The organism is Sphingomonas canaveralia (assembly GCF_047238125.1).
In the GTDB taxonomy this organism is placed as follows: domain Bacteria; phylum Pseudomonadota; class Alphaproteobacteria; order Sphingomonadales; family Sphingomonadaceae; genus JBDFMH01.
In genome coordinates this window covers 91,283-116,295 of record NZ_JBDFMH010000001.1, presented here as the reverse complement: position 1 = coordinate 116,295, position 25,013 = coordinate 91,283, and the positions used below count along the sequence as shown (strand labels likewise).

30 protein-coding genes and 2 tRNA genes are annotated in these 25,013 nt (G+C 65.0%); 20 read left to right on the top strand and 12 right to left on the bottom strand.

Annotation, left to right across the window (positions count from 1 at the left end; translation table 11 throughout):
• The first annotated feature begins 21 nt into the window (after nt 1-21).
• The 8 genes from ABC347_RS00590 (at nt 22) to ABC347_RS00555 (ending at nt 5,032) form a co-directional block, all read left to right on the top strand.
• Nucleotides 22-97, top strand: a tRNA-Trp gene (locus ABC347_RS00590).
• A gap of 121 nt (nt 98-218) precedes the next feature.
• A complete protein-coding gene (secE, locus tag ABC347_RS00585) occupies nt 219-416 on the top strand; it encodes a preprotein translocase subunit SecE (RefSeq protein WP_413243851.1) in 198 nt (65 codons plus the stop codon).
• 9 nt (nt 417-425) lie between these two features.
• The gene (gene nusG / locus ABC347_RS00580) at nt 426-965 is read left to right on the top strand and encodes a transcription termination/antitermination protein NusG (RefSeq protein WP_413243850.1); all 540 of its coding nucleotides are present in this window, start codon (nt 426-428) and stop codon (nt 963-965) included.
• Nucleotides 966-1,133: 168 nt separating this feature from the next.
• The gene (rplK, locus tag ABC347_RS00575; protein WP_413243849.1) at nt 1,134-1,565 is read left to right on the top strand and encodes a 50S ribosomal protein L11; all 432 of its coding nucleotides are present in this window, start codon (nt 1,134-1,136) and stop codon (nt 1,563-1,565) included.
• Nucleotides 1,566-1,569: 4 nt separating this feature from the next.
• Entirely contained in the window at nt 1,570-2,268 is a 699-nt protein-coding gene (rplA, locus tag ABC347_RS00570; RefSeq protein WP_413243848.1) for a 50S ribosomal protein L1, read from the top strand.
• A gap of 282 nt (nt 2,269-2,550) precedes the next feature.
• On the top strand, nt 2,551-3,054 hold the full coding sequence (locus ABC347_RS00565; protein ID WP_413246969.1) for an SRPBCC family protein: 504 nt from the start codon (nt 2,551-2,553) through the stop codon (nt 3,052-3,054).
• Nucleotides 3,051-4,238 (top strand): zinc-dependent alcohol dehydrogenase, encoded by a 1,188-nt coding sequence (locus tag ABC347_RS00560; RefSeq protein ID WP_413243847.1) that lies wholly within the window; start codon nt 3,051-3,053, stop codon nt 4,236-4,238. The genes ABC347_RS00565 and ABC347_RS00560 overlap by 4 nt, the downstream gene beginning before the upstream one ends.
• Nucleotides 4,239-4,249: 11 nt before the next feature.
• Nucleotides 4,250-5,032 (top strand): SDR family NAD(P)-dependent oxidoreductase, encoded by a 783-nt coding sequence (locus ABC347_RS00555; protein WP_413243846.1) that lies wholly within the window; start codon nt 4,250-4,252, stop codon nt 5,030-5,032.
• Nucleotides 5,033-5,089: 57 nt separating this feature from the next.
• Here ABC347_RS00555 and ABC347_RS00550 read toward each other — a convergent pair whose 3' ends face one another.
• Nucleotides 5,090-6,166: an OmpA family protein gene (locus tag ABC347_RS00550; protein ID WP_413243845.1), complete on the bottom strand. Its 1,077-nt coding sequence runs from the start codon at nt 6,164-6,166 to the stop codon at nt 5,090-5,092.
• Complete coding sequence (locus ABC347_RS00545; protein ID WP_413243844.1) at nt 6,163-6,717, bottom strand: hypothetical protein; 555 nt, start codon at nt 6,715-6,717, stop codon at nt 6,163-6,165. The genes ABC347_RS00550 and ABC347_RS00545 overlap by 4 nt, the downstream gene beginning before the upstream one ends.
• Nucleotides 6,718-7,168: 451 nt before the next feature.
• On the opposite strand from ABC347_RS00545, the gene rplJ reads away from it, so the two are divergent.
• The 5 genes from rplJ (at nt 7,169) to ABC347_RS00520 (ending at nt 10,416) form a co-directional block, all read left to right on the top strand.
• Nucleotides 7,169-7,684 (top strand): 50S ribosomal protein L10, encoded by a 516-nt coding sequence (gene rplJ / locus ABC347_RS00540; protein ID WP_413246968.1) that lies wholly within the window; start codon nt 7,169-7,171, stop codon nt 7,682-7,684.
• A 64-nt stretch (nt 7,685-7,748) separates the two neighbouring features.
• A complete protein-coding gene (rplL, locus tag ABC347_RS00535) occupies nt 7,749-8,126 on the top strand; it encodes a 50S ribosomal protein L7/L12 (protein ID WP_413243843.1) in 378 nt (125 codons plus the stop codon).
• Between the two features lie 217 nt (nt 8,127-8,343).
• Nucleotides 8,344-9,336: a cyclic di-GMP phosphodiesterase gene (locus ABC347_RS00530; protein WP_413243842.1), complete on the top strand. Its 993-nt coding sequence runs from the start codon at nt 8,344-8,346 to the stop codon at nt 9,334-9,336.
• An 86-nt stretch (nt 9,337-9,422) separates the two neighbouring features.
• On the top strand, nt 9,423-9,641 hold the full coding sequence (locus tag ABC347_RS00525) for a DUF5818 domain-containing protein (RefSeq protein WP_413243841.1): 219 nt from the start codon (nt 9,423-9,425) through the stop codon (nt 9,639-9,641).
• 127 nt (nt 9,642-9,768) lie between these two features.
• A complete protein-coding gene (locus ABC347_RS00520) occupies nt 9,769-10,416 on the top strand; it encodes a carbonic anhydrase (protein WP_413243840.1) in 648 nt (215 codons plus the stop codon).
• A gap of 116 nt (nt 10,417-10,532) precedes the next feature.
• Here ABC347_RS00520 and ABC347_RS00515 read toward each other — a convergent pair whose 3' ends face one another.
• Both ABC347_RS00515 and ABC347_RS00510 read right to left on the bottom strand, forming a co-directional pair.
• The gene (locus ABC347_RS00515; protein ID WP_413243839.1) at nt 10,533-10,952 is read right to left on the bottom strand and encodes a hypothetical protein; all 420 of its coding nucleotides are present in this window, start codon (nt 10,950-10,952) and stop codon (nt 10,533-10,535) included.
• 81 nt (nt 10,953-11,033) lie between these two features.
• Entirely contained in the window at nt 11,034-11,306 is a 273-nt protein-coding gene (locus ABC347_RS00510; RefSeq protein WP_413243838.1) for a hypothetical protein, read from the bottom strand.
• Nucleotides 11,307-11,580: 274 nt separating this feature from the next.
• Between ABC347_RS00510 and ABC347_RS00505 the strand changes: the two genes are divergently transcribed.
• The 3 genes from ABC347_RS00505 (at nt 11,581) to uvrA (ending at nt 15,886) form a co-directional block, all read left to right on the top strand.
• The gene (locus ABC347_RS00505; protein ID WP_413243837.1) at nt 11,581-12,336 is read left to right on the top strand and encodes a hypothetical protein; all 756 of its coding nucleotides are present in this window, start codon (nt 11,581-11,583) and stop codon (nt 12,334-12,336) included.
• Nucleotides 12,337-12,340: 4 nt separating this feature from the next.
• Nucleotides 12,341-12,829 (top strand): GNAT family N-acetyltransferase, encoded by a 489-nt coding sequence (locus ABC347_RS00500; RefSeq protein WP_413243836.1) that lies wholly within the window; start codon nt 12,341-12,343, stop codon nt 12,827-12,829.
• Nucleotides 12,830-12,919: 90 nt separating this feature from the next.
• Nucleotides 12,920-15,886 (top strand): excinuclease ABC subunit UvrA, encoded by a 2,967-nt coding sequence (gene uvrA, locus ABC347_RS00495; protein WP_413243835.1) that lies wholly within the window; start codon nt 12,920-12,922, stop codon nt 15,884-15,886.
• A gap of 56 nt (nt 15,887-15,942) precedes the next feature.
• Here the strand turns inward: uvrA and ABC347_RS00490 are convergent, their stop codons facing one another.
• On the bottom strand, nt 15,943-16,602 hold the full coding sequence (locus ABC347_RS00490) for an MAE_28990/MAE_18760 family HEPN-like nuclease (protein WP_413243834.1): 660 nt from the start codon (nt 16,600-16,602) through the stop codon (nt 15,943-15,945).
• On the bottom strand, nt 16,602-17,714 hold the full coding sequence (locus ABC347_RS00485; protein WP_413243833.1) for a DUF262 domain-containing protein: 1,113 nt from the start codon (nt 17,712-17,714) through the stop codon (nt 16,602-16,604). Before ABC347_RS00485 ends, ABC347_RS00490 begins: the two co-directional genes overlap by 1 nt.
• Before the next feature lie 208 nt (nt 17,715-17,922).
• Here ABC347_RS00485 and ABC347_RS00480 point away from each other — a divergent pair, with 208 nt between their 5' ends.
• Genes ABC347_RS00480 through ABC347_RS00470 form a run of 3 tightly spaced genes read left to right on the top strand, consistent with a single transcriptional unit; the run spans nt 17,923 to nt 20,289 of the window.
• Nucleotides 17,923-19,176: a hypothetical protein gene (locus ABC347_RS00480; RefSeq protein WP_413243832.1), complete on the top strand. Its 1,254-nt coding sequence runs from the start codon at nt 17,923-17,925 to the stop codon at nt 19,174-19,176.
• Between the two features lie 45 nt (nt 19,177-19,221).
• Complete coding sequence (locus tag ABC347_RS00475; RefSeq protein ID WP_413243831.1) at nt 19,222-19,827, top strand: SOS response-associated peptidase family protein; 606 nt, start codon at nt 19,222-19,224, stop codon at nt 19,825-19,827.
• Between the two features lie 57 nt (nt 19,828-19,884).
• Entirely contained in the window at nt 19,885-20,289 is a 405-nt protein-coding gene (locus ABC347_RS00470; RefSeq protein ID WP_413243830.1) for a cupredoxin domain-containing protein, read from the top strand.
• Between the two features lie 33 nt (nt 20,290-20,322).
• Here the strand turns inward: ABC347_RS00470 and ABC347_RS00465 are convergent.
• The 6 genes from ABC347_RS00465 to ABC347_RS00440 form a co-directional block, all read right to left on the bottom strand.
• Nucleotides 20,323-20,397 (bottom strand) — tRNA-Val (locus tag ABC347_RS00465).
• Nucleotides 20,398-20,521: 124 nt separating this feature from the next.
• Nucleotides 20,522-20,794 (bottom strand): HU family DNA-binding protein, encoded by a 273-nt coding sequence (locus tag ABC347_RS00460; protein ID WP_413243829.1) that lies wholly within the window; start codon nt 20,792-20,794, stop codon nt 20,522-20,524.
• Nucleotides 20,795-20,938: 144 nt separating this feature from the next.
• Complete coding sequence (fdhD, locus tag ABC347_RS00455; RefSeq protein WP_413243828.1) at nt 20,939-21,721, bottom strand: formate dehydrogenase accessory sulfurtransferase FdhD; 783 nt, start codon at nt 21,719-21,721, stop codon at nt 20,939-20,941.
• Nucleotides 21,722-22,561 carry an S-formylglutathione hydrolase gene (gene fghA / locus ABC347_RS00450; RefSeq protein WP_413243827.1) on the bottom strand — a complete coding sequence of 280 codons (840 nt, stop codon included), beginning with the start codon at nt 22,559-22,561 and terminating at the stop codon, nt 21,722-21,724.
• Nucleotides 22,561-22,956: a VOC family protein gene (locus ABC347_RS00445; protein WP_413243826.1), complete on the bottom strand. Its 396-nt coding sequence runs from the start codon at nt 22,954-22,956 to the stop codon at nt 22,561-22,563. The genes fghA and ABC347_RS00445 overlap by 1 nt, the downstream gene beginning before the upstream one ends.
• 14 nt (nt 22,957-22,970) lie before the next feature.
• The gene (locus ABC347_RS00440) at nt 22,971-24,083 is read right to left on the bottom strand and encodes an S-(hydroxymethyl)glutathione dehydrogenase/class III alcohol dehydrogenase (RefSeq protein ID WP_413243825.1); all 1,113 of its coding nucleotides are present in this window, start codon (nt 24,081-24,083) and stop codon (nt 22,971-22,973) included.
• A gap of 142 nt (nt 24,084-24,225) precedes the next feature.
• On the opposite strand from ABC347_RS00440, the gene ABC347_RS00435 reads away from it, so the two are divergent.
• Nucleotides 24,226-25,002 carry a helix-turn-helix domain-containing protein gene (locus tag ABC347_RS00435; protein ID WP_413243824.1) on the top strand — a complete coding sequence of 259 codons (777 nt, stop codon included), beginning with the start codon at nt 24,226-24,228 and terminating at the stop codon, nt 25,000-25,002.
• Nucleotides 25,003-25,013: the final 11 nt, after the last annotated feature.

The window sequence follows — 25,013 nt, the reverse complement described above, 5'->3', positions numbered from 1 at the left end:
TGCGCCGGTCTCCGGTCCCGGAGGAGTGTAGCTCAGTTGGTAGAGCATCGGTCTCCAAAACCGAGGGCCGTGGGTTCGAGTCCCTCCACTCCTGCCAGCCCTTGCGGCAGGTATCCGAAGGGACCGGAGATTTCGCGAGGCGAAGGCTTCCCGATCCGGCCGTAAGGGCCGGTCGGGGTCATGCGCCTCGCCATTGCTGTTTGGGGAAGGCTGAAGGCGTGGCGAAGACGACACCCGGCGAATTCATCCGGCAGGTCCGGGCAGAGACCGCCAAGGTCGTCTGGCCGAGCCGCAAGGAAACGATCACGACCGCGGTCATGGTGGTCATCATGGCGGTGCTGCTCGGCGTCTTCTTCTTCGGTGTGGATTCGGCATTCAGCGCGATCGTGAAAGCGCTGCTCGGCCTGCTCAGCTAAGGATCGCGAATGTCGCGCTGGTACATCATCCACGCCTATTCCGGCTTCGAGAACAAGGTGAAGGAAGCCATTCTCGCCGATGCCACCCGGCTCGGGCTCGAGACGTTGGTCGAATTGGTCGAAGTGCCGACCGAGAAGATCACCGAGGTTCGCCGCGGCAAGAAGGTCACTTCGGATCGCAAGTTCTTCCCCGGCTATGTGCTGGCGAAGCTCGAGATGAACGACGACGTCTACCACCTCGTCAAGAACACGCCGAAGGTCACCGGCTTCCTCGGCTCGTCGGGCAAGCCGCAGCCGATCAGCGAGGCGGAAGCCGCGCGCATCCTCAACACCAAGGAGGAAGCCGCCACCGCCGCGCCCAAGGCCAAGCTCAAGGTCGATTACGAGATCGGCGATGCGGTCAAGGTGCTCGACGGCCCCTTCGCCAGCTTCAACGGCGTGGTCGAGGAACTGGATTTCGATCGCGGCCGCGTAAAGGTGTCGGTCTCGATCTTCGGCCGCGCGACCCCGGTCGAACTCGAATTCGAACAGGTCGAACGGGTGAAATGAGATTTCCCTCTCCCGCCCCGGCGGGAGAGGGAGGGGCCCGCCGCGCAAGCGGTGGGAGGGTGAGGGCTTTCCTCGCCCGCCCCTCTCCCGCGAAGGCGGGAGAGGACTTCAACCGCGGGAGGCAGGCGCAAGCCCGCCGCATGCACCGCTAAGTCACAGGAGCGAAACGTGGCGAAGAAGATTACCGGTTACATCAAGCTGCAGGTGCCGGCCGGCAAGGCCAACCCCAGCCCGCCGATCGGCCCCGCGCTGGGCCAGCGCGGCGTCAACATCATGGAATTCTGCAAGGCGTTCAACGCGTCGACCGGCGATCAGGAAGTCGGCACCCCGCTGCCGACCGTGATCACCGTCTATGCCGATCGCAGCTTCTCGTTCGAGACCAAGACCCCGCCCGCCAGCTATCTGCTGAAGAAGGCGGCGAACCTGAAGTCGGGCTCGAAGGAGCCGGGCAAGGCGTCGGCCGGCAAGATCAAGCGTTCGCAGCTCGCCGACATCGCGACCGCGAAGATGAAGGATCTGAACGCGAACGACCTCGAGTCCGCGACGAAGATCATCGAAGGCTCCGCCCGCGCGATGGGCCTCGAAGTGGTGGAGGGCTGATCCGATGGCAAAGCTGAGCAAGAAGGCCAAGGCGATGGCCGCTGCGGTCGACCGCGAGAAGCTGCACGGCGTCGACGAGGCGATCGGCCTGGCCAAGGCCAACGCCACCTCCAAGTTCGACGAGACGATCGAAGTCGCGATCAACCTGGGCGTCGATCCGCGTCATGCCGATCAGATGGTCCGCGGCGTCGTCACCCTGCCCAAGGGCACCGGCAAGGATGTCCGCGTCGGCGTGTTTGCGCGCGGTGCCAAGGCCGATGAGGCGCGCGCCGCCGGGGCCGAGGTCGTGGGCGCCGAGGACCTGCTGGAAAAGGTCCAGGGCGGCGAGATCGATTTCGATCGCTGCATCGCCACGCCCGACATGATGGGTCTGGTCGGCCGACTCGGCAAGGTGCTGGGTCCCAAGGGCCTGATGCCGAACCCGAAGCTGGGCACCGTCACCATGAACGTCGCCGAAGCCGTGAAGGCGGCCAAGGGCGGCCAGGTCGAATATCGCGTCGAAAAGGCCGGCATTATCCATTCGGGCATCGGCAAGGCGTCGTTCCCGGCGGAAGATCTGCGCGCCAATTTCGATGCGCTGGTCGATGCGCTGGTCAAGGCGAAGCCGGCGGGCGCCAAGGGCAAGTATGTCCGCAAGATCGCGGTCAGCTCCACGATGGGCCCGGGCGTGAAGATCGATCCGACCGAGGTCGCGGTCGCCTGATCCATCACCTGATCGAATGACGAGGGCCGGGAGCGATCCCGGCCCTTTTCTTATGGGCGTCCGTCGCGGGCCGACACCGGCCGGCCGCGCCATTCGCTAATTGATTGATCTGCCTCAAGAAGCGCCCCCGACCTCCGCAACTTTGCGCGGCCCGGACGGGTTCCCCGATCAGCACGGCCTTGCACGGCCGGATCAGGAGGACTCGTGACGGACCAGCAGACCCATGACGATGCGCCGCTGGCGACATCGAAACGCAGCGAGGAGCAGCGCACCGCCGGCCGCATGCTCGGCGGAGACGGCGGCGATACGGTCGTCGCGGCCGCCGTCACCATCAATCGCCCCGTGGCCGAGCTGTACCGCTACTGGCGCGACTTCACCAATCTCGACAGCTTCATGGACAATATCGTGTCGATCACCCCGCTCGGCGGCGATCGCACCCATTGGGTCGTGCGCGCGCCTGCCGGCCGCACCGTCGAATGGGATGCTCGCATCATCGAGGATCGCGAGAACGAACTGATCGCCTGGGAAGCGGAGGATGGCGCGGACGTGCCCAATGCCGGCCGCGTGGAATTCCGCGATGCCGGCGCGCGCGGCACCGTCGTCACCGCGCAGATCGCCTATGATCCGCCCGCCGGCCTCGTCGGCCGCATCATCGCCAAGATGTTCCAGCGCGAGCCCGCGATCCAGGCCCGGCGCGATCTGCGCCGCTTCAAGCAGCTGATGGAAACGGGCGAGATCGCCACCGCCTCGCGCACCCGCGCGGCGCTCGAGGAGGAATGGGCATGAAGGCGCTCGCCTGGCACGGCAAGCATGACGTGCGCGTCGATACGGTCGACGATCCCGAGATCCTCAATCCGCGCGATTGCATCATCAAGGTTACGTCGACCGCGATCTGCGGATCCGATCTCCACCTTTACGACGGCTACATCCCGACGATGCAGGCCGGCGACATCCTCGGCCATGAATTCATGGGCGAAGTGGTCGAGACCGGGCCGAAATCGACGCTCAAGAAGGGCCAGCGCGTCGTGGTGCCGTTCACCATCGCGTGCGGCAGCTGCTATCATTGCGGCAAGCATCAATATTCCGCCTGCGACAACGGCAATCCGGCCGACAACCAGGATCTGGGGATGGAGCTGTATGGCCAGCCCATGTCCGGCCTGTTCGGCTACAGCCATCTCACCGGCGGCTATGCCGGCGGCCAGGCCGAATATGTCCGCGTGCCGTTCAGCGATGTCGGCCCGATCGTGATCCCGGACGGGATCGAGGACGAAAAGGTGCTGTTCCTCTCCGATATCCTGCCCACCGGCTGGATGGCGGCGGAGAATGCCCAGATCGAGCCCGGCGATACCGTCGCGGTCTGGGGCTGCGGCCCGGTCGGCCTGTTCGCGGTCCAGTCTGCCTTCCTGATGGGGGCGGAACGCGTGATCGCGATCGATCATTTCCCGCACCGTCTCGAACTGGCCAAGAGGTTCGGCGCCGAAACGCTGAACTTCGAGGAAACCGCCACCTATGATGCGCTGATGCTGATGACCGGCGGGGTCGGCCCCGATGCGGTGATCGACAGCGTCGGGCTCGAAGCGCACGGCTTTTTCGTCGATAATGTGATCGATCAGATCAAGGCATCCACCTTCCTCGGCACCGATCGCATCCATTCGATCCGCCAGGCGATCGTCGCCTGCCGCAAGGGCGGCCGCGTCTCGATGCCCGCCGTCTATGGCGGCATCGTCGACAAGTTCCCGCTCGGCGCGTTCATGGAAAAGGGTCTCACGCTCAAGACCGGGCAGACCCACGTCCAGCATTATATGCCAGCGCTCCTCCAGGCGATCCTGGAGGACAAGATCGACACCACCTTCCTGATCTCGCACCGGCTGCCGCTCGAACAGGCGCCGGAGGGCTACGCGATGTTCCACGACAAGCAGAATGAAGTGACCAAGGTCGTGCTGAAGCCCGGCCTGGCCGCCACCGCCTGAGGAGAAACCATATGGCTGATAAATTCGCGATCATCACCGGCGCATCCGCCGGCATCGGTGCCGAGCTCGCCAAGCTGGCCGCCGCTGACGGCTATGATCTGCTGCTCGCGGCGGACACGCCGTTCAAGGGCGGTACCGGCGCGTTGCAGAGCGCGGGCATCAGCGTGCAGACGCTTGATGTCGATCTGTCCAGCTTCGAAGGCGTCGATACGCTGCTCGCCGAAGCCGGCGGCCGCCGCATCGATCTGCTGTGCGCCAATGCCGGCCACGGCCTCGGCCGCGCGTTCCTCGATCAGGCGCCGGAGGACTGGCGCCATGTCGTAGATACCAACATCGTCGGCACCGCCTATCTGATCCAGAAGGTGCTCGGCCAGATGGTCAAGCGCAACGACGGCCGGCTGCTCGTCACCGGCTCGATCGCGGGCTACATTCCGGGCAGCTTCCAGGCGGTCTACAACGGCACCAAGGCGTTCGTGGACAGCTTCGTCGCGGCCCTGCAAAACGAGATCAAGGATGCCGATGGCGTCACGCTCACCAACCTGATGCCGGGGCCCACCGATACCGATTTCTTCGCCCGCGCCGGCATGCTCGATACCGATGTCGGCAGCGATCCGAAGAAGGAGGATCCGGCGATCACCGCGAAGAATGGCTGGGATGCGCTGATGAAGGGCGAGGCGAGCGTCGTCTCCGGGCTCAAGAACAAGATCCAGTCGACCCTCGCCAACGTCACCCCCAACGCGGTGCTCGCCGAACAGCATCGCGCGATGGCGGAACCGGGCAGCGCCGACAACTGATCGGATTGCGATCGAAAACGAAGGGCCGGGAGCGATCCCGGCCCTTTCCGTGTCAGGTCAGCGCGGTGCAGGCGGCGCGGCCGCCGCTCCCGGTGCGGTCGGGGCCGCCGCCCCCGCCCCCGCCGATTTCGGCAGGATCACTTCCACCCGCCGGTTGCGCTGCCGCCCGGCCTCGTCGTCGCTGCCGTCGGCCGCCGCATTGGGCGCGATCGGGCGCAGCTCGCCCAGCCCGATCGTCTTCAGCCGCGTAGGCTCCGCGCCCTTCTCGACCAGATAGGCCTTCACTGCCGCCGCCCGGTCCTCGGACAGCTTCTTGTTGTAGGCATCGTCGCCCTTGGCGTCGGTATGGCCCTCGATCATGATCTCGCCGGGCCCGCCCGCCGCGATCAGCGCGGCCAGCTGGTCCAGCGTTGTCTGCGCGCCCGGCTGGATGGTCGCCTTGTCGAAATCGAAGGTCACGTCGCCGGGTAGCGACACCATCGTGCCGCGCTCGGTCTCGACCGCGCCCAGTTCCGATTTCAGCTTCTCCACCGCCTGCAGGCTGCTGGCTGCGTTGCCCGCCGTGCCGAAGGTCGATCCACCCGCCGCCGCCGGGCCGAACCGCGATGCCGGCAGCGGCCGCAGGTTCGACAGGCCGGATGCCTCGGGAATGCCGCCGCCGCGCGCGCCGTCCAGCGGCAGCACCGCCTCCAGCTTGGGCTGCGTGCTATACTGGTTGCTGCCGCTGTCATGCGCGTTCAGGATCATCGTCGCCTTGCCGGATGACGGCAGCGCGCCGGTGAACACCAGCACCGCATCCGCCATCCGGCCGGCCGGCACTTCCAGATCCTCGTTGGTGGGCGATGGCACCAGCATCAGCTTCTCGCCGGTGTCGGTCAGCAGATAGTTATGGTCCTTGCCCCAGGCGAGATCGATCTCGCGCTCGCGCGCGTTCATCACCCGCACCTTCACCGCCGCACGCTCGCCCGATGTCTTGACCGACAGAACCTGCAGCACCACGCCGGTCGGGTGCGCGATCTGCACGCCCACCGGCGCGCCGTCGCCGCCACCGCCGATCGACACCAGCCCGCCGTCGCAGCCGGCCAGCGCCAGCAGCGCCGCCGCCCCGGCACCGGCGATTCCGCCCCGCCTCACTGTGCGCCGCCCAGCGGCAGATCGATCCGGAAGCCGGGGCGCGAGCTATATTCGCTGCTGGTCGATGCATCCTCGTTCAGCATCAGCGTCGCGCTCTTGGCCGCGGGCAGCCGCCCAGTGAACACCAGTTCGCCCTCGAAGGTCTGCCCGGCCGGCACCGCCAACTTCGCGTTGGTCGCGGGCGGCGAAAGATAGAGCCGCTCGCCCGTATCCAGCAGCAGGAAACCCTTGCGGTTGTTCGGGAAGCTGTTGAGCTCGATCTCGTCGTCGCGCCCGTTGATCACGCGGATGCCCACCGCGGTATCGGTCTGGCGCGACTGGATCGATGTCAGCTGCAGCACCGTGCCGTTGGGGTGCGCGACCTGGATGTCGAGCGGCTTGGCCTGCCCGCCGTTCCACAGCGCGGGCGTCGCCGCCGCGGGGGCGCCGCCCGTCTGTGTCGGGGCTTCAGTGCCGGCACCGGCGGCATTGCCCGCGGGCGGTGCTTCCGCCTGCTGGCACGCCGCCAGCATCAGCGCGGGCACAACCGCCGCCATCATAATCACGCGCATGTCCGCCTCCCTCAGGCCTCGTCCTTCGCCAAAGCCCTTGGAAAGGCTCCGCATTCCCGTGATGGTGGACCGGCCGGGCGCGCCGCGGAAACGGGATCGCGGCCAATCGAGCCGAAAGCGCGACGTGCCGACTTGGCACCGCCCTCTGCTTGACCTTCGCGCCCGATCTGCTAAGCGCGCGCCTTCGCAAGCACAGGGCCGGTTCGCCGCCCGGTTTGCGAGCCGTCCGAGACAGTGGGTGCTCCGGTGATCCGGGGCTTAATCTCCCGCCTAGACGGGGACAATGTTTTCCGGGTGCGCCCTTTCGCTGGGCGCCCCTCGGGTCTGCCATCGGCATCCGCCATGATGGTCAGTCGACATGCCCCCTTGGACGCGCCCGTTGCCGGTCCTGGCCGATAGCGGGCGATCTGCCGTCGTGGATGTTCCGCGGCGGTGTTTGAAGGAGTGTGGCATGGATCGAGCTCAAAAGGCCGACCTGGTTGCCGAGCTGAAGAGCAGCTTCGAGTCCACGAGCGTCGTCGTCGTGACGCGCAATCGTGGCCTCACCGTCGCGCAGTCCACTGTGCTTCGGAACAAGATGCGCGATGCCGGCGCCAGCTATCGGGTTTCGAAGAACAAGCTCGCCCGCATTGCCGCCGAGGGCACGGACTATAACAGCCTCTCCGAGATGCTGGTTGGTCCGACCGCGCTCAGCACCTCCGGCGATCCCGTGGCCCCGGCCCGGGTGATCGTCGATTTCGCGAAGACCAACGACAAGTTGGAAATCGTGGGTGCCGTGATGGGCGGAACCGTCCTCGACGTGGCCGGCGTGAAGGCGCTGGCCGAACTGCCGTCGCTCGACGAGCTGCGCGCCAAGATCGTGGGCCTGGTTCAGGCTCCCGCGACCAAGGTTGTGCAGATCATCCAGGCGCCGGCGGGGCAGCTTGCGCGCGTGTTCGGGGCCTATGCGGCCAAGGAAGACGCCTGACCTTTACTGGAACTGGCCGCCGCCGGCGCATCCGGTGGCGGCATGATATTCACGGAGACTTACAATGGCAGACCTGCAGAAGATCGTTGACGACCTTTCGGCCCTGACCGTCCTCGAGGCGGCCGAGCTCTCGAAGCTGCTCGAAGAGAAGTGGGGCGTGTCCGCCGCTGCCGCGGTGGCCGTTGCCGCCCCGGCCGGTGGTGGTGCCGCCGCTCCGGCCGCCGAAGAGAAGACCGAGTTCGACGTGATCCTCACCGGCGACGGTGGCAAGAAGATCAACGTCATCAAGGAAGTCCGCGCCATCACCGGCCTGGGCCTGACCGAAGCCAAGTCGCTCGTCGAGAGCGCCCCGAAGGCGGTCAAGGAAGGCGTGAACAAGGACGAGGCCGAGAAGCTGAAGAAGCAGCTCGAGGAAGCCGGCGCGACTGTCGAGCTCAAGTAAGCAAGACCGTCGCATCTCCGGTGCCGTCCTTCGCGGGGGCGCCGGCGTTCGCAGGATCAGGGCGGCCCGGCAACGGGTCGCCCTTTTTCTTGGTCGCCACTGTGTCGCCTCCCCGCGCGATAACTTTGCGTTAATTACGCTCGGCTAACAGTTGATTGTGATCGCGGCCGTGGGGGCACGGTCGGGACATCGCGGTTCGGGGGGCCGTACGCACGACATGCTGAAGCGCGTCCCGCCCGATCAGGTCCGCATGGGCATGTATGTCCATGGCTTCGAAGGCTCGTGGTTCGATCATCCCTTCTGGCGCAGCGCGTTCAGGATCGAGACCGAAGCCGATCTCGCCAGGATCCGCCAATGCACGGCCTCGGCCGTGCTCGTCGACATGAAGCTCAGCGCCGATGCCGCCCCGCGCGCGCCGGTCGCGGCGGCTGCCCCGATCCGCCCGATCCCGCGCCCGCTGCCGCATCGCCCGCCCAAGCCGGAAGGCCCCTGCAGCGAGGCCGAGGAGATCGTCCGCGCCACCAAATTGCTCGCCCGGTCGCGCGCCACGGTCACGCGCATGTTCACCGATGCCCGGCTCGGCAAGTCGGTCAATCCTCACCGTGCGGCCAAGCTGGTCGAGGAGATCACCGCGTCCGTGCTGCGCAACCGCAACGCACTGATCGGCGTCGTCCGGCTCAAGAGCCGCCACGAATATACCTATCTCCATTCGGTCGCGGTCTGCGCGCTGATGATCAATCTCGCGCGCGAGATCGGGCTGGACGGCAGCCTGTTCCACGAAATCGGGATGGCGGGGCTGCTCCACGATCTCGGCAAGATGGCGATCCCGGTCGCCGTACTCGACAAGCCCGGCCGGCTCTCCGATGATGAGTTCGTCACCATCCGCAGCCATCCCGAGCGCGGTGCCGAATTCCTGCGCGATACGAAGGGCGTGCCCGCGGTCGCGCTCGATGTCTGCCTGCATCATCACGAGAAATATGACGGCACCGGCTATCCGCACGGCCTCTCGGCCGAAGCGATCAGCCTCTATGCGCGGATGGGCGCGATCTGCGACGTCTATGATGCGGTCACGTCGGACCGCGCCTACAAGGATGCCTGGACACCCGAAGAGGCGATCGCACGGATGCGCAGCTGGGAGGGTCATTTCGATCCGCTGCTGCTCGAATCCTTCGTGCGCAGCCTGCGCCGCGATGGCGTCGCGATCGGCTGATCCGCCCGCCCCGCTTGCGGCCGGGGTCATCGATCGGTAACATCACCGGCAGGAGAGGATAGCGACCACGATGGGGGAGCTCTCCGATGCAAGACCTGCAGACCCGCCCCAGCGCCCGGTGCCACGAACGCGGCCGGCTCGTGATGAAGGGCGAATGCTATGCGCTGCGCCGAGACGACGGGGTCGAGTTCTGGCTGGAGATGGATCGCATTCCCCAGCATCTGATCGACCGGCCGGTGATCGTCGAAGGCACACGCTTTGCCACCACGCTCATCTCGGTCGCGCTGATCGGTCCGGAACGCTGATCGCAGCCGTCACCGCGCCGCAGCAAGAAAACGTCACGGTTCAGCGATACGCCGCTCGAAATCCTTGCCGATATGCCCCATCGATCGGGCCGCAGCCCGATCGTCCGCCCGCTTTCAAGAGGATCAGATGGCCACTCAAGTCGCATCGCCCGCCGCCGCCGAAACCGGCCAGCCCACCCCGCAGGAAGCGCTCGCCCGCCTGAAGGCCGGCAACGAGGCGTTCGTCGCCGATCGCCCGCTGGAAACCGATGTCTCGCGCGAACGGCGGCTCGCGCTGGCGCAGGGGCAGCAGCCATTCGCCACGCTGGTCGGCTGCTCGGATTCGCGTGTCGGCCCGGAACAGCTGTTCGGCGCCGGCCTCGGTGAACTCTTCATCGTCCGCACCGCCGGCAACAATGTCGATATCGCGGGCATGGGCTCGATCGAATATTCGGTGATGGCGCTCAAGGTGCCGCTGATCGTTGTGCTCGGCCATGAAAAGTGCGGCGCGGTCGCCGCCGCCACCGATGTCGTCACGAAGGATGCCCGCTTCCCCGGCAGCATCGGCCGCATGATCGAACCGATCCTGCCGTCGGTCATCGCCGCCCAGCGCGCGAACGGGTCGGCAGCGGACGCCGATCTGGTCGAGCATGCGGTCGAGGAAAATGTCCGCCGCATGGTCGAACGGCTGCAGACCTATTCGGAACCGATGCTGCTCGAACCGCAGGAACGCGGCGAACTGCTCGTCGTCGGCGCGGTCTACAGCCTGTCCACCGGCAAGGTGCGCTGGCTGTAAGCCCCGGGCCCGAAGCCCGTTCGGGTTGAGCTTGTCGAAGTCCTGCCCGTCTTCCGCCACGGCGAAGGAACGGCTCTTCGACAGGCTCAGGGCAATCGAGAGCGAGCCCTTCAGCCCTAGTAGGCGCAGACCCGGAAATCCCGCCCGAACCAGCAGCCGCGCTCGTCCCAGGCGCGCTGGCCGAAGCCCATCACGTCATAGCCGCGCTCGTCCCACCAGCGCCGTGCCCAGCCCCAGCGCGAATTCACGCCGTCCGCGGTCAACCCGTTCACCTCGGCGATGCCGTACCGCACGACCGATACGTTGATGGTGGAAGCGCCGCCGACCGGCCCTTCCAGCGGGGTCACCGCGAACGATCCGTTCTCGCCCCGCGCGAAGCGGCACGCGCCCTTCCATTCGGCCTCGGCGGTCTTGATCATGCACCGCGCCACCCGCTCGCCCGCCGGCGCGCCGGCCGGCTTCTGCGCGACCGCCGCGGTGCCAGCCACGAGACCCGCGACCAGCGTCACCCCGATCATCCCTGCCCGAACGGCCATGCCAACCTCCAGCTACTGCGCCGCCAGCCTCGCACGCGGGCGGGCCAGGGGCAAGCGGCTGGCGGGCCTTCGCTTTCGCGCTCAGCCCGGTCCGATCCGCGCGTCGCCGTCCAGCATCGTCAGCAGCCGCCGAGCATCCCATTCCTCGCGCAGCACCAGCCCGTCGTTCAGCAGCCGCTCGAACTGCGGCGCTGCGGCTGGCGCTGCGAACCTGGCGTGGGTTCGCGATGGCCAGGAATGCCGCCCGTAGACGCGCTCCCCAGCACCGGCGTGGCCACGTCGGCCGCTATAAACGGCGACGGCTTTTTCGAAAATGTGGGTCGTCCGCTCCACGAAGCGGGCGAATTGAATCAAGTCATATGATCCGGATCGTTTGCACGCCACTCCGCCACGGTCGCCGCGGCCACTTATACCGTGGACCCGATGGATGAAGTTTCCCACAAGTGCGGCCCATTGTATATGCTAGGTCACTTAACGCTAGCAGGCATCTCTACCAAAGAACGGGAACTGTCGGCCTTTCCTTGTCTCGCATGGCATAGGCAGATCGAATTAGGCCGCGGCTGCGCCATTGTCATAATCACGCACCCCCCTAATCTTACCTCACCTATTTCCGATTCGGGGGACGGAAATGCCTGTCGTCGATATGAAGGTCATCGCGCTTGGCGATATCGTGCAGGTGCTTGCGCTTCTCTTCGCAGCGTTCACGTTCAGCCGGCAACTGAGCAGGGCGGAACAGGATCGCAGGGCCGATGAGCATGATCGCCATGAGGCGCGGAAGATCGAAATCTATCAGCGGCTCGAAATCGAATCGAACCGGGTCTTCGAGTTCGAGGCCCGTCACCCGGAATTGGTCCCGCAGATGAAGCTGCACCTGGCCCCAGTCCGCCGGCTCGGGGCGATCAAGGTCAAGGACGAGTATGGCAAGCTGATGGACGCACGGAAGATCGCGATGATCGCCCGCAAATATTACGAGATGAATTGCAACCTGTTCGAGATCGCGGCGCGTCTACGCATTAAAAGGTTGATTGATGAGGATGTATTCGGCAGCTGGGTCGCTTGGTATTTTGACACATGCACCGAATGGGGCTTTCGCGCACTGTGGGAGGATCTGCGAGATAATTATACGAAGGAACTCAGGGACATCTTCGATCCACTTTGCAGCGATCTTATCGTGGCGTGGGACATTCCAAACATGCAGGGCGCGCTCAATATTGTGTTGACTGAGGATGGCGCAGCGGATGTCGCCCCGGACGAACTGGAACGACGCCGCCGCCAATTCTATGAATATATGACCGCGAAATATGAGTGTGCGGTAATCGGCGGATGGCTCGGCACCATCGATGGAAGCGCGCTTCCCGTCACGCATCCGCTCGCCTACAAGTGAAAACATGATCGACTATCGCTGGGCGGACGCCGCCGACCTGCCGGCCATCGCGGCTTTCTTTGCGGCCAATATCCGGCGCGATACGGCTTACATCAGCCATGGCGAGGTGCAGACCGGCCTTAGCCTTGATGGGCGAAGCTGGGCGGCGGATCTCGATGTCCGGATGCGCGAGGATTTTGCGGAACTCGGCCCGGATCGCTCGGTCGCCATTGCCAGATTGGGGGACGTCTTAGTTGGCGCTGTAATACTCCTGTGGGAAATCACGCCGCGCGTATCGTTCATGGTAGTGGAGGATCTGGTAGTCGATCCGGCGCAGCGGTCGGCTGGGGTCGGCGCAGCTCTCGTAGATTTTGCGGAGGCGGAGGGGGTTCGCCGCGGCATGCAATGGGCCTTCCTTGAAAGCGGGTTGCACAATGATGGCGCGCACCGTTTCTTCGAACGCCACGGCTTCCGGCCCGTCTCGAAGACCTTCTCGAAGCGCCTGCAGGCCTAATCCCACCCTTGCCTCGCGCCACCCTCACCCCATCTAGGCCGCTGTCCCCGGCGCTTGCCGATCCCGAACAAATCTGGAACAGACGCGGCCATGCTGACTCATATCTCCGTCCGCGGTGCGCGCGAGCATAACCTCAAGGATGTCTCGCTGGAGATCCCGCGCGAGACGCTGACCGTGATCACCGGCCTGTCGGGCTCGGGCAAGTCCAGCCTCGCCTTCGACACCATCTATGCCGAAGGGCAGCGCCGCTATGTCGAATCGCTGTCGGCCTATGCGCGCCAGTTCCTGGAGCTGATGCAGAAGCCCGACGTCGATCATATCGAGGGGCTCTCGCCCGCCATCTCGATCGAGCAGAAGACGACCAGCCGCAACCCGCGCTCCACCGTCGCCACCGTCACCGAGATCTATGATTATATGCGCCTGCTGTGGGCGCGGGTCGGCATTCCCTATTCGCCCGCCACCGGCCTGCCGATCAGCGCGCAGACCGTCAGCCAGATGGTCGATCGGGTGATGGCGCTGGCGGAAGGCACGCGGCTGCTGCTGCTCGCCCCCGTCGTGCGCGGCCGCAAGGGCGAATATCGCAAGGAACTGGCGCAGTGGCAGAAGGAAGGCTTCACCCGCGTCCGCATCGACGGCACCGTGTACGAGATCGAGGACGCGCCCGCGCTCGACAAGAAGTACAAGCATGACATCGACATCGTCGTCGATCGCCTGGTCGTCCGTCCCGAGATCGAGACCCGCCTCGCGCAGAGTTTCGAGACCGCGCTGAAGCTGGCCGAGGGGCTGGCCTATGTCGATGTGGTGGCGGACAAGCCCGCGGCCGAGGGCGAGACGCTGAAGAAGGGCATCAAGGCGCTCGCCCTGCCCGATGGCGTCGCCGAACGGCTCACCTTCTCCGAGAAATTCGCCTGCCCCGTCTCGGGCTTCACCATCGCCGAGATCGAGCCGCGGCTGTTCTCGTTCAACGCGCCGCAGGGCGCCTGCCCGGCCTGCGACGGGCTGGGCGAAAAACTCTATTTCGATCCCGCGCTCGTCGTCCCCAACGAAAATCTGTCGATCAAGAAGGGCGCGGTCGTGCCCTGGGCCAAGAGCCAGCCGCCCTCGCCTTATTACATGCAGGTGCTGGCCTCGGTCGCCAAGGCCTATGGCTTCGATCTCGATACGCCGTGGAACCAGCTGCCGACGGAGGCGCAGGACGCGGTCCTCCACGGCACTAGGGGCAAGCCGATCGTGCTGCGCTTCATCGATGGCCGCAAGGCGTATGAGGTCAACAAGCCGTTCGAAGGCGTGATCGGCAATCTCGATCGCCGCATGCTCAGCACCGAAAGCGCGTGGATGCGCGAGGAGCTGGCGCGCTATCAGTCCGCCCGCCCGTGCGAGGTGTGCAACGGCGCCCGCCTCAAGCCGGAGGCGCGCGCGGTCAAGATCGCGGGCGAGGATATCTCGATGTCCACCCGCCGCGCGGTCGGCCCCGCGCTCGCCTTCTTCCGCGCCATGCCCGATCATCTCAACGATCAGCAGCGCCAGATCGCCACCCCGATCCTGAAGGAGATCGTCGAGCGGCTCGGCTTCCTCGACAATGTCGGGCTCGACTACCTCAACCTCGATCGCACCTCGGGCACGCTCAGCGGCGGGGAGAGCCAGCGCATCCGCCTGGCGTCACAGATCGGCAGCGGCCTGTCGGGCGTGCTCTACGTGCTCGACGAACCCTCGATCGGCCTGCACCAGCGCGATAATGACCGGCTCATCGTCACGCTCAAGCGGCTGCGCGATCTCGGCAACACCGTCATCGTGGTGGAACATGACGAGGATGCCATCCGCACCGCCGATCATATCGTCGATATGGGGCCCGGCGCCGGCGTCCATGGCGGGGCGATCGTGGCGGAAGGCACGCTGGCCGATATCCTCGCCCATCCCGATAGCCTGACCGGCGATTATCTCTCCGGCCGCCGCGCCGTGCCGCTGCCCGCCGCCCGCCGCAAGGGCAATGGCCGCAAGCTCACCGTGAGGGGCGCGCGCGCCAACAATCTGAAGGATGTCACCGCGTCGATCCCGCTCGGCACCTTCACCTGCGTCACCGGCGTCTCGGGCTCGGGCAAGTCCACCTTCACCATCGACACTTTGTTCGCCTCGGCCGCGCGCACGCTCAACGGCGCGCGCATGCTCGCCGGCCATCATGAAAAGATCGAGGGGCTGCAATATCTCGACAAGGTGATCGATATCGATCAGTCGCCGATCGGCCGCACCCCGCGGTCGAACCCGGCCACCTATACCGGCGCCTTCACCAACATCCGCGATTGGTTCGCGGGCCTCCCCGAAAGCCAGGCGCGCGGCTACAAGCCCGGCCGCTTCAGCTTCAACGTCAAGGGCGGGCGGTGCGAGGCGTGCACCGGCGATGGCCTGATCAAGATCGAGATGCACTTCCTGCCGGATGTGTACGTCACCTGCGATGTCTGCCACGGCAAGCGCTACAACCGCGAGACGCTGGAAGTGAAGTTCCGCGACAGGTCGATCGCCGACGTGCTCGACATGACGGTCGAGGATGCGGTCGAGTTCTTCAAGGCCGTCCCCCCCATCCGCGACAAGATGGCGATGCTGGCCGAAGTGGGGCTGGGCTACGTCAAGGTCGGCCAGCAGGCGACCACGCTGTCCGGCGGAGAGGCGCAGCGCGTGAAGCTGGCCAAGGAGCTCAGCCGCCGCGCCACCGGCAACACGCTCTACATCCTGGACGAGCCCACCACCGGCCTCCATTTCGAGGATGTCCGCAAGCTGCTCGAAGTGCTCCACGCGCTGGTCGAACAGGGCAACAGCGTGGTGGTGATCGAACATAATCTCGAAGTCATCAAGACTGCGGATTGGGTGATCGATCTCGGCCCCGAAGGCGGCGACAAGGGCGGCGAGATCGTCGCGACCGGCACCCCCGAGGATGTCGTCCGCGAACCCCGCAGCTATACCGGCCGCTATCTGAAGCCGCTGCTGGAGGCCCGTGCCGGCGGCGAGCCAGCCGAGAAACCGAAGGCGAAGCGGGTGGCAAGGAAGCGAGTGGTGGCGAAATAGTGGAATTCTCATATTGCCAGCCACAACGCGAGCAATCAGAAGCTCAGGCACAATCCTCAATTAGCAACATACTGCTTCTGATCAAAGTAGTCTAAAAGATAAACTGCTAACTTATGCATAAACAGAATGATATTGTCTTGTAGAGAATAGCAGTCTTTCAATATGTCCGGGACTGTTTTCAGTGGGTCCAACGTAATAACTTCGCCATGGGCGCACTTATGCCTCAAATGCGTCAGCCGCGCTATTGACTGTCGATGCTCTACGAAATTATCGAAATTAACACCAATCAACGCCATAGCCCAAGTAATAGTCGGAATGTCTAGATTACCGCGATCCAGTATAGCATCTGGATTTGGAAGATTGACCTCATCGAAAACGAGTATACCCTTCAAGAGATGCTCGTAAAGACTTTCGCTTGACATGGAATTAAGTTTTCTTCTGACTTCGGGCAATGCTGCAGTCTTGTGAATTCCAACTACGCACTTATGGATCGGAACCCCTGATAGGTGAATATCCTCAAGGCCCTGCGCCAATAGTCTCTTAGTATATCCCTCATAATGCGCGTACGTCATTGCCAAAAACGACCGATAGGATATCCTGAATTCAACCATATTTGTTGATGATTTTTGAAGATTGATCTTTAGTATAGCTAACTCTGCCTCCCTCCAAGATAACTCATGATCAATCGTTTTCTTGAGTGATACTGAGGCTGTCATTACAATTTATCGATTGCCGACTCGATAGCCGCAATTCTCCCGCGAAGCTTCGTTCTATTATTGGCACCGGCCCCTACATTGGACCGGAAATCCGCAGATTGGCGCGCAGCAACCACTGATGCATTCAGTGATTCCGAGTCTAAATTCGTCACCTTATCGAGCTTTTTGCTAAATGCGATAGCGATCGCTTCGTAGTGAGCAGGGGCCAACCCCCCTATAGGGCGGCCGTCTTTCAACTTACAGAAGGCATTGTCGCCTAGCACTCTACCAATCGCATCAAATACCTTTGCGAATTCCTCCTCTTGCCTATCAAAGTCGAACTCTCCCGAGCGCAGTACGAACTCCATGTAGTCGTCTAGCCAGTCGGCTATATGTCCATGATAGTACGACTGACCATCCTTCGCCGCGAAGAATCTAAGGACAAGCTCCTCTCTACCACGCTTCTCTATCTCAACGTCGGCAAGCGTCTCAGTAACCTTAAAGAATTCTTCCTTATTCGACAGCTTTATAAGAAACTCATAGAATCTTATACCGAAATCGCCAAATAGCCTAGCTGAACAATTTCTAATTTCCTGCTGGCTTAACTCAGATCCCCCGGTATTCAGTCTTTTGAACATTTCATATCTTAGGAAATGTCTGCTCTGCCTCTTTATGATAACTGCTCTTACTGATGACCGCTTTACTTGAAGGCGTAGCGTTAGCGGGAGTTTGTTGAAGGTCATACCATTGAGATCACCAATAATATCGCATCCGCGCAATTCCAACTCATCAAGATCGATAGCCGCAGGCTCGATAAATTGAATCATCGAACTCACTCGTTGCAGTCCGTCAATAAGCTCATATCGACCATCCTCATTTTCAATAAAGAATATAGGAGGTACAGGAAGTTTGAGCAGTACAGACTCTACTAATCTTGACTTCTGTTCAGGTGACCATCGAAATAGTCGTTGGTACTCTGGATCAATTTTTATCTCATTCTCTACTTTGAGGTTTACAAGCTCACCGAACGAAAAGTCGATCGCATCAACTCGGACTTCGCCGATCTTTGCGTCAATTGCAGACAGTAGCGCACTCTGCGACGAGTTTGCGTCTGGCGTATTGAGGTCAGTCATTTTAGCAGCTCTCCGCTGATGCCACATCGCAAAGTCCAGAATGCAGTAAAGATGGCTGCTGACCGCGAGCGGTGTCAAGCCAGCCAGGCCGTCCCGTTTCGCTGCACGGTACGGTCAACCCTTTGCTTCTCTCGTTTCCGAATGAAGGCAAATAGCAAAACAGTACTCCCAACTTTCCTACACGAACCAGATCGGTTATATTGCGAGGATGATCCACACTCCTCGCCGCGATGGCTGGTCGCCTGCGCTTCAGCGCAATTTCCTCGAGCTGCTGGCCGAAGGCGGGGTCGTGCGCGCCGCTGCGGCGGCGTGCGGGATGAGTGCGCGGGCGGCCTATGCGCTGCGGCTGTCGCCGCGTGGCGCCGCGTTCCGGATCGGCTGGGATGCCGCGCTGCTGGTCGCCCGCGCGCGGCTGGCCGATGCGCTGATGGAACGCGCGATCGAGGGCCAGGCCGATATCATCACGCGCGAGGGCGATGTCGCCACCCGCCACCGCCACGATAACCGGCTGGGGCTGGCGATGCTCGCCCGGCTCGATCGGCTGGCGGAGTGCGATCAGCCTGCCGGCAGCGATGCCGCGCTGGCCCGCATCGTCGCGCAGGATTTCGCCAGCTTCCTCGATCTGGTCGATCCCGCCCCCGCGCTGCCCGCGCTCGGCGCGACCGACCCCGCCCTCGCCGCCCCCGCCCCCGCGGACGCCATCGATCGCGATGCCCCGGCCATGCTCCCCGCCGCCGATGCCGGCCCCGGGGCCGCCGCGCTCGCCCTGTTCCTCGCCGTCCGCCAGCCCCTTGAACCGTGTGAACTTCGTCCCGAAACGGGACTGGACGAGGCGGACGACGAGGATCTGCCCCATGCCGATCCGCCCCCGCCCAGCGCGGACGAGGCGCTCGGCCGGCTGCAGGGCGTCTGGCGCGAGGATGGGATCTGGCGCACCGATTTCCCCCCGCCCCCCGGCTATGACGGTGATGAGGAAGGGGCGTATGGCGATCCCGGCTACAGCCGCGATCTCACCCTGCGCGAGGCCGCCGCGCAGGATGCGCTGCACGCCGCCGCGCTCGCCCCCGCGATCGCCGCCACCGCCGCCGCGCGCGATGCCCATTTCGGCTTCCGCCCGCCCCGCCGCCCGCATGGCCACGCGGCCGCGTCCCGGCGCGCCCCGGCTGCCTTCGATCACGCCCCCGTCCCCCCGCGCGCGGAAACGCCGACCGAGGTGGTGGCCCGTTACATTGCCGACTGGGACGCCAGGGAAGCCGCGCAGGCCGCCGAGGCTGCCGCCGCCGCACCCACCCCCGCAATCGTCACGCCGCCCGCGCCGCCGCCGCCCTCCCCGGACCCGGCCCCGGAGCCGATCGTGTACCCGGCCCAGTCGGATGTGCAGACCCACTTCCCCGTCTATCCCGATCCCGGCCCCGTCCGCCGCCACCCGCTCTGCGCGCGCGCGCCCTGGTATGCCTATTGATCGCGGTGCTTGCCGTGGCGGCCGCATCGCGCGATCCTCGGCGCCATGTGCAACGAAGCTGCCCGCCGCATCGAACTCGGCCTGCTGCGCGAGGATTGGAGCCAGACCGGGATCGAGCTGCGCTTTCCCGAAGGGCTGCCCAACATGGCGCCGCTGGAAAGCGTGCGGATCACCGATCCCACCGTCATCATCCGCGCTGCGGGGGGCGATGCGGATGGCGCCGCCGAACTCGTCACCCGGCGGTGGAGCTGGCCCGGCCCCTCCGGCAAGCCGGTCTATAATTATCGCAGCGAGGGGCGCGATCTGGTCAAGGGTCGCTGCCTGATCCCGGTCGATGGCTTCTATGAATTCACCACGCCTGCGGACAAGGCGAAGAAGCGCAAGGACAAGTGGCTGTTCCGCTGGGCCGACGCTGGCGCGGGCCGCGGCTGGTTCTGCATCGCCGGCCTCTGGCGCACCGATCGCGCCGTCGGCGAAGCCTTCACGATGCTCACCACCGAACCCGGCCCCGATGTCGCCCCCTACCACAGCCGCCAGGTGGTACTGCTGCCCGCCGCGGATTGGGCGCGCTGGCTCGATCCCGCGGTCCCCGCCGCCGATCTGATCCGCCCGCTGCCCGCCGGCACGCTCTCCGTCGAACAGGTCGGCTAGGATCGTTTTCGGGCTGCAGCGCGTTGCCCCCGCGTTTCCCCGTCCCACGGAGCCCGCATGATCCGCCCCGCCCTCCTCGCCCTCGCCACGCTCGCCGCCGCCCCCGCGATCGCCCAGCCCGCAGTCAACTGGAACCGCGGCACCCCCGTCGCGATCACCGTCGACAATGATCGCTTCACGCCGTCGCGCATCAACCTGCGCGCCGGCCGCCCCTACACGATCACCATCCGCAACCGCTCGGATCGCAAGCACAACTTCGCGGCCAAGACCTTCTTCGGCCTCGCCCGCGTCGCCCCGCAGGATTCGGGCTGGGTCACGGATAATAAGGTCGATCTCGCCCCCGGCCAGACCGCGCGCCTTCGCATCATCGCGCCCGACACGCCGAACGCGGTGTACGAATATCGCAGCACGAACCTGCTCGACGCCGCCGAGAAACTGAAGGGGAAGATCTACGTCCGCTGATGCGGGATGCGGCCGCCGTCGCGGCCCGAAGCGTGGTGGGCGCAGCAGGGATTGAACCTGCGACCCCACCCGTGTGAAGGGTGTGCTCTACCGCTGAGCTATGCGCCCACGCTTCGTGAAGGCGGCCGATTAAGGGAGCGCCGCCGCGCTGTCCAGCCCGAATGCGATGCGCCCGAATACGGGGCCGGCCATCGCGGGCGATGCGGCGCCGGGCGTGCCCGGCGCCCGCCGTTCAGTTCACCGAATCCTTCAGCGTCTTGCCCGCCTTGAACTTCGGCTGGCTCGATGCCTTGATCGTCATCGGCTCGCCAGTCCGCGGGTTGCGCCCGGTCGATGCCTTGCGCTTGCTGACGGAAAAGGTGCCGAAGCCCACCAGCCGCACCTCGTCGCCCTTCTTCAGCGCGCCGCCGACGGTATCGAACACCGCCTCCACCGCGCGGGTCGCGTCGCCCTTGCCGAGGCCCGTCGCATCCGCGACCGCGCCGATCAGCTCCTGTTTGTTCATTCCTAGCCCCTCTCTCCGGCCGGCCCTGCGATGGAATCGCGGCGGCCACGAATGCCGATGTAGAACCCTGCAACCTGCGTAAGTCAAAAGGAATTGGCACGCGCCGAACCCCGTCCGCCACGGCTCGTCGATTCCGCGTGCCGCTCAGCCCGCCAGCATCGCATCCCCGCGCGCCAGCACGCGCAGCGCCAGCCCCGCCGCCGCGGCGCGCGCCAGTGCCAGCGTGGTCGGCGCGGAAATCGTCGCCAGCAGCGGGCAGCCTGCCAGCACCGCCTTCTCGACCAGCTCGAACGAGCAGCGCGAACTCATCAGCGCAAAGCCGCCGTCCCAGCCCAGCCCGCCCCGCGCCATCGCGCCGACCAGCTTGTCGAGCGCGTTGTGCCGGCCGACATCCTCGCGCACCAACCGGATCGTGCCGTCGGCCGCGCACAGCGCCGCCGCATGCGCCGCCCCGGTCGCGCGGTTCAGCGGCTGATGATCGGCCAGCGCCGCCAGAGCGCGAAAGATCGCTGCGTCTTCCGCCAAGGGGCCGGCCGCAAGCGGCGGCAACGGACGCAGCGCCTGCTCGATCGTCTCGATGCCGCACAGCCCGCAGCCCGATTCCGATGCCCGGTGCCGAACCCGTTCCAGGATCCGTCCGGCCAGATCGCGACGCAACGTGATCCGCGCGATCACGCCGTCGTCCACATGGTGCAGGTCCACATCCTCGACGTCCGCGGCCGCATCCGCCAGCCGCTCCGCCAGCGCGAACCCGGTCGCCAGATCAGCAAGGTCGGCTGGCGTTGCCATCAGCACGGCATAGCCGATGCCGTTGACCTCGATCGCGACCGGCATCTCGATCGCGATCGGCCGTGCGATAGCGCCTGTCCCGCCCCCGACCGCGATCCGCTGGAGCGTACGCAGGCTCGCGCCGGCCGGTTCGGTCACTCAGCGCAACCGATCGGCATGCCAGCGCAGCTGATCCGCCATGAAGGTCGATATGAAATAATAGCTGTGGTCGTAGCCGGGCTGCATCCGCAGCGTCAGCGCGATCCCGGCGCGTTCGCAAGCTGCTGCCAGCAAGTCGGGCTTCAGCTGCTCGGCCAGGAACTGATCGGCGTCGCCCTGATCGACCAGCAGGTCCGGCACCCTTGCCCCGGCTTCGATCAGCGCCACCGCGTCGTGTCGCGCCCACGCGGTCCGGTCATCACCCAGATAGCCGTGCAGCGCCTTCTGCCCCCAAGGCACCCGAGACGGCGCCACGATCGGCGCGAAGGCGGAGACTGCTCGAAAGCGATCGGGGAAGCTGAGCCCGATCGTCAACGCGCCGTGACCGCCCATCGAATGGCCCATGATCGATTGCCGGCTCGGGTCGGCGGGAAATTCCGCCGCGATCAGCGCCGGCAATTCCTCGGTCACATAGCTCCACATGCGGTAATTTTCGGCGAACGGCGGTTCGGTCGCATCGACATAGAAGCCCGCGCCCAGCCCGAAATCATAGGCGCTCTCGGCATCGTCCGGCACGCCGTCACCGCGCGGGCTGGTGTCGGGTGCGACGAAGATCAGGCCGAACTCGGCGCAGGCGGCGCGATACTCGCCCTTGTCGGTCACGTTCGCATGCGTGCAGGTCAGTCCCGACAGATACCAGACGACCGGCAGCCGTGCGCCGTCCTCATGTGGCGGCACGAAGACGGAGAAGGTCATGTCCGTGCCGGTCGCCGTGGATGCATGGCGGTAGACGCCCTGCATGCCGCCATGCGCCTTCGTGGTGGAAATCGTCTCGATCATCAAGCCGCCGTTCCCATCATCTTCAGCGCGCAGAGTTTGTTGCCGTCCGGATCGCGCAGATAGGCGAGGTAGATTTTCCCGCGTGCGCCACGATCGCGAAGCCCGGGCGGGTCCTCGATCGCGCTACCGCCATTGGCCAGCCCCGCTGCGTGCCAGGCGTCGCCCTGCTCCGGCGACATGACCTTGAACCCGACTGTCATGCCGTTCCCGGCCGTTGCCGTCTCGCCATCGAGCGGCGTGCCGACAACCAGGAAGGCATCATCGCGCACCCAGAACCAGCGATCGCGGTCCGGATCCTTCCAGCTCGTTGCACCCCCCAGTGCATCCATGATCGCATCGTAGAAGCGCTTGGATCGCGCGATATCGTTGCTGCCGATATGGACATGGCTGAACATGGTCCCGCTCCCACTCAATACAGGACGACGCTGCGGATGCTCTCGCCCGCATGCATCAGGTCGAACCCCTTGTTGATCTCGTCCAGCGTCAGCACGTGCGTGATCATCGGATCGATCTCGATCTGGCCGTTCATGTACCAGTCGACAATCTTGGGTACGTCTGTCCGCCCCTTGGCCCCGCCGAACGCGGTGCCGCGCCAGTTCCGCCCGGTCACGAGCTGGAAGGGCCGGGTCGCGATCTCCTTGCCGGCTTCGGCCACACCGATGATGATCGATGTGCCCCATCCGCGATGGCACGCCTCCAGCGCGGTGCGCATCACTTCGGTATTGCCGGTCGCGTCGAACGTATAGTCCGCGCCGCCATCGGTCAGCTCCAGCACCTTCGCCACCGTCTCCTCGCGGCTCAGGCCCTTCGAGTTCAGGAAGTCCGTCATGCCGAAGCGGCGGCCCCACTCCTCCCGGTCCGGGTTGATGTCGACGCCGATGATCTTCGCCGCGCCCGCCAGCTTCGCGCCCTGGATCACGTTCAGCCCGATCCCTCCGAGCCCGAAGACGACGACATTCTCCCCCACCTGCACCTTGGCGGTGTTCACGACCGCGCCCACGCCCGTCGTCACCCCGCAGCCGATGTAGCAGCTGGTCTTGAACGGCGCGTCCTCGCGGATCTTGGCGACCGCGATCTCGGGCAGCACCGTGAAGTTCGAGAAGGTCGAACAGCCCATATAATGATAGATTGGCTGACCCTTGTAGCTGAACCGCGTGGTGCCATCCGGCATCAGACCCTTCCCTTGCGTCGCGCGGATCGCGGTGCACAGGTTGGTCTTGCCGCTGAGGCAGCTTTTGCACTGCCGACATTCCGGTGTGTAGAGCGGGATCACATGGTCACCGGGCACCACACTGGTTACGCCCGCGCCGACCTCGCGCACGATACCCGCGCCTTCATGGCCCAGGATCGAAGGGAAGATGCCTTCGCTGTCGAACCCGTCCAGCGTGTAGGCATCGGTGTGGCAGATGCCCGTCGCCATGATCTCGACCAGCACTTCGCCCGCCTTCGGCCCATCCAGATCGAGCTCGACGATCTCGAGCGGCTTCTTCGCCTCGAATGCGACGGCGGCACGGGTCTTCATGGTCGGCTCCTCGATTCCCTGATCGATCCATAGGGTCGCCGGGGTGCCGCGGAAAGCGCATTGCTCGAACCGTGGAGCGTGGCGGCGGGTACGAATTTTTCGGGGTGGCTGGCCCCCGCTGCCCGACCTAGTCCATGATGCCATGAACATGCCGATCGATCACGCCTCTTGGTCGCTCACCGAAAAGGAGAAGGAAACGCTGCGCCTGATGGTGCGCGGGCACGATGCGAAGTCGATCGCGCGCGCGCTCGATTTGTCGATCCATACGATCAACGAACGGTTGCGTGATGCCCGGCGCAAGATGGGCGTCTCCAGCAGTCGCGAAGCGGCCCGTCTGCTGCTCGATGCGGAAGGCAACGCTACCGCCGCCACCGCCCCCGAAAGCCTTGGGGACACGCCTTTTGGGGACGACGCCGACCCCGCCCGATCCGATGACGAGGGCGCGCCGAGCAGCGGCGCGGACCGGGGGCCGGTGAGCCCCCTGATGATCGGAGTAATCGCGATGACGCTTGCCCTCGGAGTTCTCGCTCTTCTGTTCGCGGCCCAGCCCGCCGCCACCCCGCCCGTCGAAGCCGGAGCCGCCGCTACCCCGGTGTCCGACGCTACCGAGACCGCGCGCCAGTTCCTCACTCTCGTCGATCAGGGCCGCTGGGATGAAAGCTATCGTCAGTTCGGCGCATCGTTCCGCAAGATCAATTCCGCCAAGGTGTGGGCCGATACTTCCGAGAAGGTGCGCGTGCCGCTCGGCGCGGTCGCATCGCGCACATTGCTCAGCCAGCAGAATTTCCCCGCGCCGCCCGATGGCTATGACGTCGTCAAGTTCCGCACCAGCTTCGCCAACAAGCCCGACGCCATCGAAACCGTCACCCTCGCGCGCGAGGATGGCGGCTGGCGGGTGTTCGCGATCATCATCGAGTAAGGTGCTCGCAG